Below are 13,843 nucleotides of genomic sequence, written 5' to 3'. Positions count from 1 at the left end.
TTGAGGTAACAGTTTTCGTTTCTAAAATTCTATCTCCAATTAAAAAGTGAAGCGAATATGATCATCGCAAAATCAATAGATGAAATAGTAAAGCCTGAACAAGGCGCATGTGTAACAATCGGAAACTTTGACGGGGTTCACAAAGGCCACCAGAAGCTGATCAGCAGCACCTGCGAAAAAGCACGAGCCAACGGCCTTGCCAGCGTTGTCGTAACCTTTGACCCCCATCCTCTCCGGGTACTGGTCAATAGTAAAACCCCGCCTTTCATAACCCTTACCTCACAAAAGCTGGAACTCATCGCCCTGCACAAGCCGGACATCATTCTGGCCCTGAATTTCACCAAGGAAATGGCAGCCCTTTCTCCCGAAGAATTCATACAGCAATACCTCATAGACCCGCTAGGGATGAAAGAAATGGTCGTTGGTTATGACTATGCACTGGGTAAAGGGCGCAGCGGCAACTACGAAACCATCGTAAATCTGGGCAAGAAGCATGATTACAAGGTTGAGCGTCTTGACCCGGTAATCATCAACGATGCCGTTGTCAGCTCCTCCCGTATCCGGGACATGGTCAGCGAAGGTAATGTCTGGGACGTTCGTCCGCTGCTGGGCCGTTTCTATCAGGTTCGCGGAGAAGTTGTACACGGTATGAACAGGGGTGGCAGGCTGCTCGGTTTCCCCACCGCCAATATCAAGCTCGAAGATGAACTCTTCCCCAAGAAAGGGGTCTATGCCATCCGCGTGGAAGTCGAAGGCAAAGTTCTGCCCGGTGTTGCCAACATCGGCAAGAACCCAACTTTCGGCAATGAAGCACTTTCCGTGGAAGCACATATTCTAGATTTTTCCAGCGATATTTACGGCAAGGACATCCGTGTGCACTTCATTCAGCGCATTCGTTCCGAAAAAAAATTCAACGGGCTGGATGAACTCAAGGAACGCATCAGTATTGATATCGGCCTTGCCAGAGAAATTCTTTCATACCCTGAATCACAGGTCCGTCCCGGACTGCATCTGAGCGAATCAGAATCAGGAGCAGAATAATGAGTCCTTTTCTTAATCTGCATACATGGAAGGATCTCGTACGCTCCTACCGTAAAGTCAGTCATTTCCGCTGGCTGGTACTCGGCATTGTAGTCGGTATTCTTTCCGGTATCGTAGCCGTTCTTTTTTTCGGCGCTGTGGAGCTGGGCAAACACATTTTCATGAGCCAGTTGGCCGGGCTGTCCCTGCCTGCGCCTGAGGGCGAAGAACTTTTCCATGGGCATGCCGGTGAGCACCTGCGCACTTGGACCATCCCCATCTGCCTGACCATCGTAGGTCTGGTTACCGGATGGCTGGTAAACAGATATATCCCGGAAACAACATCCGGCGGAACAGACGGCACCGACGCCACCATTAAATGTTTCCATCAGGGCAGCGGTCTCATGCGCCCCATCGTGCCCATTATCAAGGGGCTTACCTCAGTTTTCACCATCTCCTGCGGTGGTAGTGCGGGCCGTGAAGGTCCCATCACCCAGATGGGTGCAGGTGTAGGCTCATGGCTGGCCCAGAAGCTTAAACTCTCCACCAAGGAACGCCGAATCCTGCTCCTCGCAGGTGCAGCCGGCGGTCTCGGTGCGATCTTCCGCGCCCCGCTGGGGGGAGCACTCACAGCTATTGAGGTCATCTACCGCGAGGACTTTGAATCCGAAGCAATCCTGCCTTCGGTCATATCCTCCGTAGTGTCCTATTCCCTGTTCACACTTTTCTACGGCACTGAGCCTATCTTCGGAATTCCGCGTTTTGTCTTCCACGATCCGCGGGAACTGATCTTCTACGTGGCTCTGGCCTTTGCCTGCACTTTGGCAGGCTGGATGTATATCCGCACTTTCCGCTTCATCAAATATTCCGTATTCAACCAGATAAGGGACCGGGTCGGCCTCATGTGGGCCACCGCTCTCGGCGGACTGCTCATGGGTATCATGGGTATGTTCTTCCCGCAGGTCCTCACCGGCGGTTATGGCTGGCTGGAAATGGCAATCATGGGTGAAATCCCGCTCATGATGATGATCGCCATTGTAATCGGCAAGACCATCGCGACCTCCATGACCATCGGTTCCGGTATGTCCGGCGGTATGTTCGCCCCCGCACTTTTCGTGGGCGGTATGTCCGGCGGTATCGTCGGCCAGCTTGCCGGAAAATACTATCCGGACATCGTCACCCAGCCCGGCGGATATGTACTGGTCGGCATGGCCGCATTCTTTGCCGGGGTGGCAAAAGCCCCCATCGGCCCGCTGATCATGGTCTGCGAACTCACACAGGGTTACGGCCTGCTGGCCCCGCTCATGCTCGCCTCCGCTCTGTGTATTGTGCTGGGACGAAGCTTCTCCCTCTACGAGCATCAGGTGGAAAGTAAATTCGATTCCCCTGCCCATATCGAGGACAAGACCATCAACATCCTTGAAGGGCTGCACGTAGAGACCCACTACAAACCGGGCCGTGTAACCACCCTTGAAGAAGGAACCACGCTCAAGGCGCTGACCGATATCATCGCCAACACCAACGAGCTTTACTTCCCGGTCAAAAGCGAAGATGGGGTAATCACCGGAATCCTAACCATTCAGAATGTCCGTAACCATCTCTTCAACCCGGACCTCTTTGACCTCATCCTAGCCAAGGACCTCGCCACCAAACCGGCGACCCTCAAGGCAGAGGATGACCTTTACACAGCCCTGCTCAAGTTCGTAGATACCGACTACGGGCAGATTCCGGTTGTAAGTGAGGATGATCCCAACAGGATCATCGGTATCCTGAACAGGGAGAACGTGTTCCGAGCTTATGCCTTATCTGTTAAGGAGTTGAGGGAAGCTGCAGAGTAATTTAATTCGAAATGAAGTTTGCCTCCGGCGGCTTAAACCCTTTTGAAAAATGGTTTAAGAATCCCAAAACCTTTCATTAGGCTTCGCCGTTTCAAGCAATTAATTGTCATAGATTGAAAAAGCTCCCTCTTGCGCTTGCAGGAGGGAGCTTTAAATTTTTCAGACTGATTCAAACCCTAAACAACTTCATCAACATAAGTTCCCGGAGGAGGTACCGTACCGACAGAAGCACTGCCTCCTTCAACGGTCTGTGTAGATTCTCCGGTCAGATCGACTTTCTTATCACCCTCCGGTGCAACAGAACTGGCAGTCGCGACAGTACTTACCTGCTCAGCAGCCTGAACATTCCCGGCAACGGTCTGAGGTTCATCCTGCTCATTGCCTTTTAATATTTTGTCGCCCTTGGCTTCAGTTACATCTTCGACCATCTCCGCGATTTCCTCAGCAAGCTCCTCGGGATCAGGGTCAGCATCCAGAACCTTCTTTGCTTCCTCGGGCATAAGCTTTTCTTCGATCTTTGCTTCGGCCTTTTCTTCCTGTTCCTGTTCTTCTTCCTTACGCTCGGCTTCTATCTTCTCTTCAAGTTTTTCCTTAGTATAATCATCTGCCTGCTCTTCGGCTAAATGTTCGGCCTCCATGGGGGTAAGTTTCATTAATTGATAATTCATGGGCATATCAGCAGAAAGCACACTAGCATCATCATTAAAAATATTCGTAACAGTCTGCATCTGAGTACGGAATTGATCCGCAACAGCATAGGAAGTCATCAGTCCGTTGATGTACCGTGACTCCTCACGATTCTGCTTGACGAAACTATCCGACATCATATTGCGCTGGGAAAAAGTATGCCCCTGCGGTTCTTTTTCAACCGTCGGCTGATGGGTTGAGTTTACCTCTTCCTCAGCGGATTTCTTCATATCGAAAATATTGAATTTAAAGCCCGAAGATTCATCGATTCTCATGGCTGACCTCGAATATATGAATTTTAGAGGTTAATTGTGTGTCGATGTTATTTTCGGCATAAATTTATATTTCTTTAGGTTGGGGTGGGGAAGATTTTTTATCCCCCCTTGCCATCCCCCCCACAGGTATTATGTTCTGGTAACCAAAAATTTCACGCCGCTATTAATAAATATCCCTCGGCGTAATTATTGAATTCATAAACAAATAGAACTCAATCCGTCATATTGAAATAGATGAATCAGGAGATGAACATGGAAATGAGAGGAACAACCATTCTGGCCGTTAAGGACGATAAAGGCACTGCCATGATCGGTGACGGTCAGGTCACTATGGGACAGGCTGTGGTTATGAAACATTCCGCAGTTAAAGTCCGTACCCTTTACAATGATCAGGTTATCGCCGGATTCGCCGGGGCGACCGCTGATGCATTCACCCTTTTTGAACGCTTTGAAAAGAAACTCAAAACCTACTCCGGCAACCTTGTGCGCTCCGCTGTTGAGATGGCTACCGACTGGCGCACTGATAAATTCCTGCGCAAGCTGGAAGCAATGATCATGGTTGCTGATGCCGAGCATATCCTCATCATCAGCGGTAACGGTGATGTTATCGAACCTGACGACGGTGTTGCCGCCATCGGTTCCGGCGGTTCCTACGCCCTTTCCGCAGCCCGTGCGCTCATGCGCAACACAGATATGCCCGCTGCGGACATCGCGCAAAAATCCATGGAAATCGCCAGTGAAATCTGCGTATACACCAACGACCACTTTGTTCTCAAAACCCTTGAAAAATAAAATTTCGCGAGCTTGAAAAAAATGAGCAATCTTACACCTAGAGAAATCGTTTCTGAACTGGATAAATTCATTATCGGCCAGTCCGATGCCAAACGGATGGTCGCCATTGCCATGCGTAACCGCTGGCGCCGTCAGCAGCTTCCGCCGGAACTGCGTGACGAAATCGCACCCAAGAACATCATCATGATGGGGCCTACCGGAGTCGGTAAAACCGAAATCGCCCGCCGTCTGGCTAAACTTGCCGGATGCCCGTTCTTCAAGGTCGAAGCCACCAAGTTCACCGAAGTTGGTTACGTGGGCCGCGATGTTGAATCCATGGTCCGCGACCTCATGGAAATCGGCATCAACCTTGTGCGCAAGGAAGAAATGGAAAAGGTCAAAGTAAAGGCTGAAAAACACGCCGAAGACGCACTTCTCGACATCCTTCTGCCCTCATCCAAGCCCAAGCAGCCCGGCATGGGATTCTTCAATCCCGCTGCAGCTGAAGAACCGCAGATTGAACAGCCCGCAGCGGACCAGTCTTCCACCCGCGAGAAATTCCGCAAAATGTGGCGTGAAGGCAAACTTGATGACCGCGAAGTAGAAATTGAAGTTTCCGTACAGGGCGGCGGAGTGGAAATCATGTCCGTGCCCGGTATGGAAGACATGGGCATGCAGGTCAGCGACATGATCGGCAAGATGTTCCCCAACAAAAAGAAAATGCGTAAGGTCAAAATCCGCGAAGCTTATGAGATCCTCATCCAGCAGGAATCCGACAAGCTTATCGACATGGACAACGTGGCAGAGCTGGCCCGTGAACGAGTTGAACAGGGCGGAATCCTCTTCCTTGATGAAATCGACAAGATTGCAGGCAATCAGGAAGGCGGCGGTTCTGCAAACGTTTCCCGCGAAGGTGTACAGCGCGACCTGCTGCCTGTGGTTGAAGGCTGCGTAGTCAATACCAAGTACGGCATGGTCAAGACAGACCATATCCTGTTCATATCTGCAGGCGCATTCAGCTACGCCAAGCCCTCTGATCTGATCCCCGAACTTCAGGGACGTTTCCCCCTGCGTGTGGAACTGACCTCCCTCGATAAGGATGACTTCTACCGCATCCTCACCGAACCGCAGAACGCCTTGACCGTTCAGTACAAGGCTCTGCTGGAGACCGAAAACATGACCATTGATTTCAGCCGCGAAGCACTTGAAGAAGTGGCCCTCAACGCTCAAAAATTCAATGAGGAAACCGAGAACATCGGAGCACGCAGACTCTACACCATCATGGAAAAGATTCTCTCCGACCTTTCCTTTGAAGCGCCAGACCGTTCCGGCGATTCAATTGTTATTGATAAGGAATACGTACAGAAACAACTGCAAGATGTAACAGAGGACAGGGATCTTTCACGTTACATTCTGTAGCAGACTTTATATTTGTATTAAATTAACAGTAAAGCGGGACAGTTGTAATGCTGTCCCGCTTTTTTACTAGTTTTAAAAATTGAGGCCCATTCGGTTCTGTGCTATACGCACAAGGGACATCTGGCTGACATAATTTTAATTATATATTTTAAAAGTTAAGAGACAAAACAGGCGCTATGGCTGAAAGCACAACTCCCATGCCCAAAATAAAGGGCACCTTTTCCACAAAACTGATACAGGAAATCGGGACCGGAACGACTAAAAGGAAGGTCATCCAGTCTTTTCTGTATTATGCGGAGGAGAAAGATAACGGAGAAGTGGGCTTGCGGGTACTCAATGAAAATGACGTTCCCACCGGTGAAGAACAGATTATCAGCAAGGAAGAACTGCTGGAATCATTCACTCCGGAAGTTGAGCTTTATACGTCCAAAGTATTTCCGGCCATCCAGAAACTGAATAAAGCTCTTGCCAAGGCTGACCGCCAACGCCAGCAGGGCAATACATTTACTGCCGAAATGGAATACGGCAAGGCCCTCAGCATTGATGAAGATAATATCAGGGCCAACTTCGGCATCGGCCTCTGCTACCTTGACCGTAATGAAGCAGATAAAGCCGCAGATGTATTCAGCAGATTAATAGGACTGAATGCAGCCTTTGAACGGGAACACAAACACCTCTTTAATGATTTCGGCATCTCCCTGCGCAAAAACAAAATGTTTGACGAGGCAGTTAATTTTTATTCCAGAGCAGTGGGACTGACCGATGACGACGAAAACATCTACTTCAATATAGCGCGCTGCCTTTATGAAAAAGGTGATCGGAAAGGGGCCCTGAAAAATGCTGAAAAATGCCTCGGAATCAATCCAGAATCTATTCCGGCTATGAAGCTAAAAAAATATTTAACAAAAAAAGTTGCTGTCTGATCTATAATTTTCCACGCACAAGTGCCCAGCATAGTCCTTCTTAATTCTATATTAAGAAGGACTTTTTTTCCGGCTTTTCTCCAAATACAACTAACAAACCCTTGATATTGCTTAACACAAACTTTAGGCACGCCCCTTGCTTAAGTACTGGTGACCGGATTTTTATTCCGGGCTACAGGTTTAACAGGTGCAGGCGGAGTCACAGTTTTAGTGCCGACACCTATCAAGGAGTTCAATCATGGGTTTCAGCTCAATGTATACAGCCGCGACGGGCGTGAAGTCACACGGAGTGCTAATGCAGCAGATCGGTGCCAACCTTGCCAACGTCAATACCACTGCCTACAAAAGCGGCGACACATTTCTTGAAACACTCGCCAGCCAGAGTTCGGGCAAGGCTAATTCCGGGATAGTTTCCGGAGGAGCCAACAGCCCCGGGCAGATCGGGCTGGGAACACGGGTTGCGACCACCAGAATAAATTTTAAGGAAGGCTCATTCGAGACAACTAGTTCCAGCACTGATATTGCCATCGGCGGTCAGGGCTTCTTCCGTGTTGCCGACCCGGTCTCAAGTAGCAGCTATTACACCCGTGCGGGTAACTTCCATTTTGATAAGAACGGACAGCTCGTGGACTCTCACCAGAACATCCTTCAGGGCTACAAGATTGATGCTGATGGTAATATCGGTACCACCTCGCAAAATATTGTACTGCCCATGAAAGAAGAAACAGACACATACGGCAACAAAATCATGGTTGTAAAATCAGACCCGAAAGGGACTGATTCTGTAACTATGCGTACCAACCTTGATTCCGGTGCAGTAGACAACAGCAGCAGCGAAACCTCCCCCTTCTTTTCCCTGCTTCAGGAGTGGGATGGAACCAGCAGCACCCCACTGACTGCTGACAAGTATGAATACAACAGCTCCATCCAGATTTACGATGACAACGGAAACAAGCACGATCTTATCGTATATTTCGACAAGGTTTTAAATGACGGCGACAGTTCCGACAAACGACACTGGGAATATATCGTAACCGTTCCCCCCGGAGAGGATGCCAGTGCTTTGACCGGTACTTCCGGTGCCGGACTTGTCATGGCCGGGACACTTACTTTCTCCGGCGATGGAGCCCTGCTTAACCAGAGCGCCTTCACCCTTGCAGCCGGATCGGCAGACGGTAAGGATCTCGCCAACTGGGAACAGGCAGCCCTGAACAGCAACGGGCAGCCGACTTTCAGCGTTACTCTCTCAGGAGCAAGCGGAACCGCAACAGCACAAACCATATCCCTTGATATGGGTATCACCTCCGGCACTGACTCTTGGAATACAACCGGGGTAACAGCTGCAGACATAGGCAGCAATGCATCATCACTTCCTGGAATGGTTGATGGTAAGCTTAACGCTCTTGCCACTACAGATTACTACGGGTCGTCATCAACCATCAGCCAGTCGCAGGATGGATTCGGGGAGGGCTATCTCCAGAACGTCTCCTTCAATTCCGAGGGGATCATGTCTGCCCTGTTCTCCAATGGTATGAGCACCGATCTCTATCAGGTAAACCTTTACAATTTTAAAAACGAATTCGGACTGCGCCGTGAAGGTTCAAACTACTTCAGTTCCACTACGGACTCAGGGGATGCAGTCGAAGGTGTGGCCCGCAAGGAAGGACTCGGCTCTGTGGTCAGCAACAGCCTTGAAACCTCAAACGTGGATCTGGCGGAAGAATTTGCCTACATGATCCTGACCCAACGCGGTTTTCAGGCCAACTCCAAGGGAATCACCACCACGGATTCAATGATCAACACCGCACTTGGAATTAAGAAGTAATCCATAATTTTAAATTAACAAAAGCAAAGCCCCCTCTGGAAATCTCCAGAAGGGGCTTTTTAATACTTTGCAGTGTAAAACTAGCTCAGCTTTTCGGCCAGCATGCGCAGGTGCTTGCGTTCTTCGTCAATACATTCTTCAACGAACTTACGTTCTGTATCAGGAACCATCCTTTTCAACTCAGTGAAAAGAAGAATGGTATCCTTTTCGAAACGCATGGCTGCACGCACAGCCTGCTCAAAATTAAAAGCCTCATCCTTGAAAGCCTCGGTGTAATCAAAATTGAAAACATCGTGGGAATCAACAAGGGCCATCACATACTGGGTATATTCTTCATAATCGCTTCCCGGGGGAATCTCGATGGAACCGATACGATCACGCATATCGCGGAAAAACAGTTCATGACGGGATTCTTCCTCTGCAAAAAACTCAAAGAATTCCTTTGCACCGGGATCTTTTGCCTCATCTGCAGCCAACAGGTAGAAAGCCTGTCCTTTCTGCTCAATACGCATTGCAAGTTCTGCCACTTCATTAGCACTGAAAAAGGTTACCATATGTACACCTCGTAAATTAAAACTTCCTGTGGAAATCGATTTATTTATGATTTATTCTTAGATAAATCCACCAAATCTCTGCAAACAGATGGTCATTGGTTTTTAATATTAACCAGAGTTCTCAAAAGAGCAACCGTAATAAGTTATATTTTTAGCGAACAACCTTTGCCATTTTTATCATTCAGGAATATAAAAAGATAATGGATTTCTTCTAAAAAAAATTGCACAAATATCTTTTAATCACCAAGCTAGTTTTTGCTTGCGGGGCATTCTGGCCCCTATAGCATCTTAATAAACCCGCCAAAGGGGAGAAAAATGACTGCTGATTTACAAGAAGATGTAGCACTGCAACATTTCGTGGAACAATCTCTGGACAAACTGGACCAGATTGAAAATGTACTCATTGAGATGGAAAAAAGTTCATTCCCCTCTGCAGCATCTGTTGCACAGGTCTATGGGATACTTGTTTCCCTCAAGGAAAGTGCATCGCTGCTTGAGCTTACCAACATCAGCCGCGTAGCCGACAAGATCGGCAAAGTCCTTGATCAGGTTTTTAAAAATGAGATTGAACTCAACAATGACCTGTTGAATATCATCATTGACTCGTTCGACAAACTCAATGAGATTGTCAGTAACGCCACCCTGAGTGACGATTTTGACATCCGCATAATCACTCTGCCTCTTGAAATGTATTCGAAACCCACAGCAACACCTGCGGAAACTGAACCGCAAAAGAAAGCTGAAAAGCCCTCTCCTGCCCCCAAACCGGAACCTGAGCCCGAAACTGCGGAAGCTCCTGTTGAAAAAATTCAGGAAAACGAAATTCCGGCAGAAAAACCCAAACCGGGCAAGAAACTCAGCCCGGCAGCTTTTCGTAAAAAATACGGAATCAAGAAAGAAATCGATCTTGCCAGCAATTCCAACCCGCTGGGAGTATCAAAGGCCGTTTCTAACGCCATCGTCAATATGGCCAACAATTGCTCCGCCTTTGAGAACGGTTCTGCGGACAGCCTCAAATTCGGTCTTGCAAAACAGCATGATGTTCCGGAGGAATGTGTACTCATGGCCGGAGGAGCTGTTGAAATTCTTGATCTGACCCTGCGCTTAACCGCCATACCCGGGGTCGACCATGTACTCAGCTATGAATACGGCATGCCCGAATACAGCAGCGTCGCGGCCTTATGCGGTGTCGAACTTCTTCGCCTGCCCAGAGGCCGGAACTATTCACCGCCCTTGGACCATCTGGTGACAACCGCAAACGAAAACACTGCAGCAGTAATCATCACCAACCCGGATGAACCATCCGGTTACGGCCTGCCTGCTGAAGAACTGGCAACCATGGCCAACCTGCTGCCGAAAAGGACCATCCTTATTGTCGATGAAAGGTCGATTGAGTTTTCATGGCCTGAAGACGATTACTCCATGGTCAATTTTCTGGAAAAGGCACCCAATCTGGTTATCCTGCGCAGCTTCTCATGGTCTTTCGGACTCAGGGGAGTACGGCTTGGATACGCTCTCATGAACAGCGAAAGAGCCAGGGAGTTTGAAGAATCCAGACTGCCCACCCCTATCAGTCCTTTGAATATCGGGGCAGGACTGGCAGCACTCAACCATAACGAATTCTATTACTCCACCATAGCCCTGATCATAAGAGGCCGGGAACGCGTAGAGAAAGGTCTGGAAGAACTCGGTTGCACAGTTTACCCCAGCCAGAGTAATTTCATCATGTTCAGTGCTCCAATTGCGACAAAGAAACTATATGCAGAAATGCTGGACCTTGGATTCAAACTCAGGAAACTCGATGACTTCGGACTTCCGGACCTGATGACTGTTTCCATCGGCAACAATTCCCGTAACAGAATGTTTCTCGCAGCCATGAAAAACATTTTATAAACTTGGAGGATTCCATGTTGAATAAAGTTCTTCTGAGCAGCATCTTGCTCCTGTTTCTGGCCGGATGCTCAGGGCACCCCACCAGCATGCAGGATGTTAGCTCATTTTGCAGATCACTCCCCACGGAAGAAATGTGCGACGCTCAGGATTCCATATGTGCCAAGTATTCCGAAATCACACTTGCCCCATACAAATCCGCCAAAGAATGCCGCATGAGCTGTGAAAGTGTACGTATGAAAATAAATTCCAGTCCCGACCGGCAGGAATGCCTGCAGCTGATTCAAAGTGTGGAAGGTAAATGTACCGAGTTCTGCGACTCAAACTACGAATAATATCGTTTCAATTCCAGCGCACCTTGCAAGTCAGAACTCTCTGGCGTAATGACTAGGCAAATATACAGGCAGTGCTTCTATAAAAGAAGCACTGCCTATGATTAATTGCTAAACAAACAAAAGGATTTTTTGCGTCATGCTGAAAAGGTTTACTGTCGGACAAAAAATATTCTGTAGCTTTATTGTTGTTTTCGTCCTTTTTGGAATTGTGAGCATGGAATCTATGCTGGCACTGCAAAAATCCTCTTCCGGTTTTACTGACTACCGATTCTTTGCCAAGGATTCCAACCTGATCGGCAAGATTCAGGCCAACATACTGCAAGGTCAAACTCAGGTTAAGGATTACATCATTACCGGCGACAAGAAATACAGTCGCAAATATTTTGAAAATGCAAAAACAATCTTCCCCCTGCTTGAGCAGGCTGAAAATGAGCTCGCCTCAGACAGCAGGGTAAGAATCATAAAAGAGATTAAAACACTTCTGGCAGATTATGACGCAAGCTTTGCTGAAGTGGCAAAAGCCCAGATAGAAAGAGACAATCAGGCATACTCCATACTGGTTCCGGCAGGAGACATCATGGAGCAGAATTTTGCTCGCATAATCAACAATCTAGGGAAATCCCAAAGTAGTTCCGCTGCCCTTTACCACTGCGCCAAGGGCGTTCGCCACTTAGTTCTTGTACGACTATATACTACTAAATTCATTGAAAAAAGTTCTGATTCTCATCAAAAAAGAGCCTTAGCTGAAATGAACTCGGTCAATGAAGAACTGATCCAGCTCAAATCTATTTTAAAAGGACAGAACCAACTGCTGCTTAATGAAATAGAAGAAGCAAAAGACGCTTATGCCAAAAGTCTCAACGAACTTTTTTCTCAGACTGCCACCCGTGACAAGCTGCTTAACACCGAACTGGATGTCATCGGTCCCAAGATGACCACCCTGATCGAACAGGCTAAATCTTCTGTCATTTCGGATCAGGAAAAACTAGGTCCTTCCTTGCAGGCACGCAACAACAGGGCCATAATGAACACTTGGATATTCGGAATTATTGCCTTTGTCCTTGGCGTTACTGCTGTTGTAATTGTAGGACGTAATATCACCCTTCCCTTACGCAAAGTTGTTGAAGCAGCCTACCGCATTGCCGAAGGCGATATGAGCATAGGGATTAAAGGAACTGACCGTCATGACGAACTCGGTTCACTGGCTCGCGCTTTCAACAAAATGACTGAATCGCTCAATAATATGGCTGAAGCCATGGAAAGAGTCGCCAACTCCGATCTAACCGTGGATGCAAAACCCCGTTCCGAAAATGACACCATCGGAAAAGCCCTTGCGACCATGGTTGAAACCCTCAAAGACGATAACCAACGTATTCATGAAACCGTGCGCACCCTTTCTTCATCGTTGAGCCAGATTTCAGCTGCTTCAGCAGAATTAACAGCTAGTGCAGCGGAAACAGCAAGTGCTGTAGCTGAAACCAATGCCACAGTTGAAGAAGTAAAACAGACCGCCCATCTCTCCAACGAAAAATCAAGACAGGTGGCCGATGTAGCCCGTAAAGCAGTTCTCACTTCACAGCAAGGCAAGAAGGCAGCGGAAGAAGCATCCTCTGGCATGAAAGATATCCGCACCCAGATGGATACCATTGCTCAGTCTATCGTAAAACTTTCCGAGCAGTCCCAGCATATCGGCGACATTATTTATGTAGTGAACGATCTTGCGGATCAGTCCAATATTCTGGCGGTAAACGCTTCGATTGAAGCATCCAAGGCCGGGGAAGAAGGACGTGGATTCACTGTGGTAGCCCGGGAAATCAGGAACCTTTCTGATCAGTCCAAACAATCCGTGGCTCAGATCCAATCAATCCTTGCCGACATCCAGAAAGCCACAAGCTCTGCGGTAATGATCACCGAGCAAGGCGGAAAGGCGGTTGAAACAGGTGCAGCTCTTTCTTCTCAGACCGGAGAGGCAATCCTTAACCTGAGCACCGTAATCAACCAGTCAGCCCAGTCCTCTGCCCAGATCGCAGCCTCCAGTCAGGAACAATTGGCCGGACTGGATCAGGTGGCAGTGGCCCTAGGCTCTATAAAACAGGCAGGAGAGCAGAACCTTGACAGTTCACGCCAACTTGAAGAAGCAGTCAAAGATCTCGACCAGCAGGCTCGTTCTCTCAAAGATATGATGGACAGATTTAAGCTTTAAAACTTCAACTACATACAACCGTAAGGCCCCTTAATGCTTAGCATTAAGGGGCCTTACTTTTTTCGAAGAGCATTGACTGCGTAATCATTCAAAAACTGTCAAA

General features: G+C 48.2%; 11 protein-coding genes. 9 read left to right on the top strand and 2 right to left on the bottom strand.

Translation table 11 applies throughout. From position 1 onward, the window contains the following. Nucleotides 1–57 precede the first annotated feature (57 nt). Together ACKU40_RS00725 and ACKU40_RS00720 are read left to right on the top strand one after the other, a co-directional pair. Nucleotides 58–1,041: a bifunctional riboflavin kinase/FAD synthetase gene (locus ACKU40_RS00725; RefSeq protein ID WP_320174630.1), complete on the top strand. Its 984-nt coding sequence runs from the start codon at nucleotides 58–60 to the stop codon at nucleotides 1,039–1,041. Then, complete coding sequence (locus ACKU40_RS00720; protein ID WP_320174629.1) at nucleotides 1,041–2,858, top strand: chloride channel protein; 1,818 nt, start codon at nucleotides 1,041–1,043, stop codon at nucleotides 2,856–2,858. The genes ACKU40_RS00725 and ACKU40_RS00720 overlap by 1 nt, the downstream gene beginning before the upstream one ends. A 176-nt stretch (nucleotides 2,859–3,034) precedes the next feature. Here ACKU40_RS00720 and ACKU40_RS00715 read toward each other — a convergent pair whose 3' ends face one another. Further along, the gene (locus tag ACKU40_RS00715) at nucleotides 3,035–3,820 is read right to left on the bottom strand and encodes a hypothetical protein (protein WP_320174628.1); all 786 of its coding nucleotides are present in this window, start codon (nucleotides 3,818–3,820) and stop codon (nucleotides 3,035–3,037) included. A gap of 252 nt (nucleotides 3,821–4,072) precedes the next feature. Between ACKU40_RS00715 and hslV the strand changes: the two genes are divergently transcribed. The 4 genes from hslV to ACKU40_RS00695 all read left to right on the top strand — a co-directional run bounded on the left by hslV (nucleotide 4,073) and on the right by ACKU40_RS00695 (nucleotide 8,758). Beyond that, nucleotides 4,073–4,612, top strand: coding sequence for an ATP-dependent protease subunit HslV (gene hslV / locus ACKU40_RS00710; protein ID WP_015852803.1), 540 nt, complete (start codon nucleotides 4,073–4,075; stop codon nucleotides 4,610–4,612). Between the two features lie 21 nt (nucleotides 4,613–4,633). Next, on the top strand, nucleotides 4,634–6,010 hold the full coding sequence (gene hslU / locus ACKU40_RS00705) for an ATP-dependent protease ATPase subunit HslU (protein WP_320174627.1): 1,377 nt from the start codon (nucleotides 4,634–4,636) through the stop codon (nucleotides 6,008–6,010). Between the two features lie 176 nt (nucleotides 6,011–6,186). Beyond that, nucleotides 6,187–6,933 (top strand): tetratricopeptide repeat protein, encoded by a 747-nt coding sequence (locus tag ACKU40_RS00700; protein ID WP_320174626.1) that lies wholly within the window; start codon nucleotides 6,187–6,189, stop codon nucleotides 6,931–6,933. A gap of 238 nt (nucleotides 6,934–7,171) precedes the next feature. After that, nucleotides 7,172–8,758: a flagellar hook-basal body complex protein gene (locus tag ACKU40_RS00695; RefSeq protein WP_320174625.1), complete on the top strand. Its 1,587-nt coding sequence runs from the start codon at nucleotides 7,172–7,174 to the stop codon at nucleotides 8,756–8,758. Between the two features lie 80 nt (nucleotides 8,759–8,838). On the opposite strand, the gene ACKU40_RS00690 is transcribed toward ACKU40_RS00695, so the two are convergent. Next, complete coding sequence (locus ACKU40_RS00690) at nucleotides 8,839–9,312, bottom strand: ferritin family protein (protein WP_320174624.1); 474 nt, start codon at nucleotides 9,310–9,312, stop codon at nucleotides 8,839–8,841. A 315-nt stretch (nucleotides 9,313–9,627) separates the two neighbouring features. Here ACKU40_RS00690 and ACKU40_RS00685 point away from each other — a divergent pair, with 315 nt between their 5' ends. The 3 genes from ACKU40_RS00685 (at nucleotide 9,628) to ACKU40_RS00675 (ending at nucleotide 13,740) form a co-directional block, all read left to right on the top strand. Further along, nucleotides 9,628–11,205, top strand: a complete 1,578-nt coding sequence (locus ACKU40_RS00685) for an aminotransferase class I/II-fold pyridoxal phosphate-dependent enzyme (protein WP_320174623.1) — start codon at nucleotides 9,628–9,630, stop codon at nucleotides 11,203–11,205. A gap of 14 nt (nucleotides 11,206–11,219) precedes the next feature. Then, entirely contained in the window at nucleotides 11,220–11,537 is a 318-nt protein-coding gene (locus tag ACKU40_RS00680; protein ID WP_320174622.1) for a hypothetical protein, read from the top strand. A 214-nt stretch (nucleotides 11,538–11,751) separates the two neighbouring features. Continuing rightward, complete coding sequence (locus ACKU40_RS00675) at nucleotides 11,752–13,740, top strand: methyl-accepting chemotaxis protein (protein WP_320174621.1); 1,989 nt, start codon at nucleotides 11,752–11,754, stop codon at nucleotides 13,738–13,740. The last annotated feature ends 103 nt before the right edge of the window (nucleotides 13,741–13,843 follow it).

The sequence above is a fragment of the Maridesulfovibrio sp. genome (genome assembly GCF_963666665.1).
In the GTDB taxonomy this organism is placed as follows: Bacteria; Desulfobacterota; Desulfovibrionia; order Desulfovibrionales; family Desulfovibrionaceae; genus Maridesulfovibrio.
This window is presented reverse-complemented; position numbering and strand designations above follow the sequence as displayed.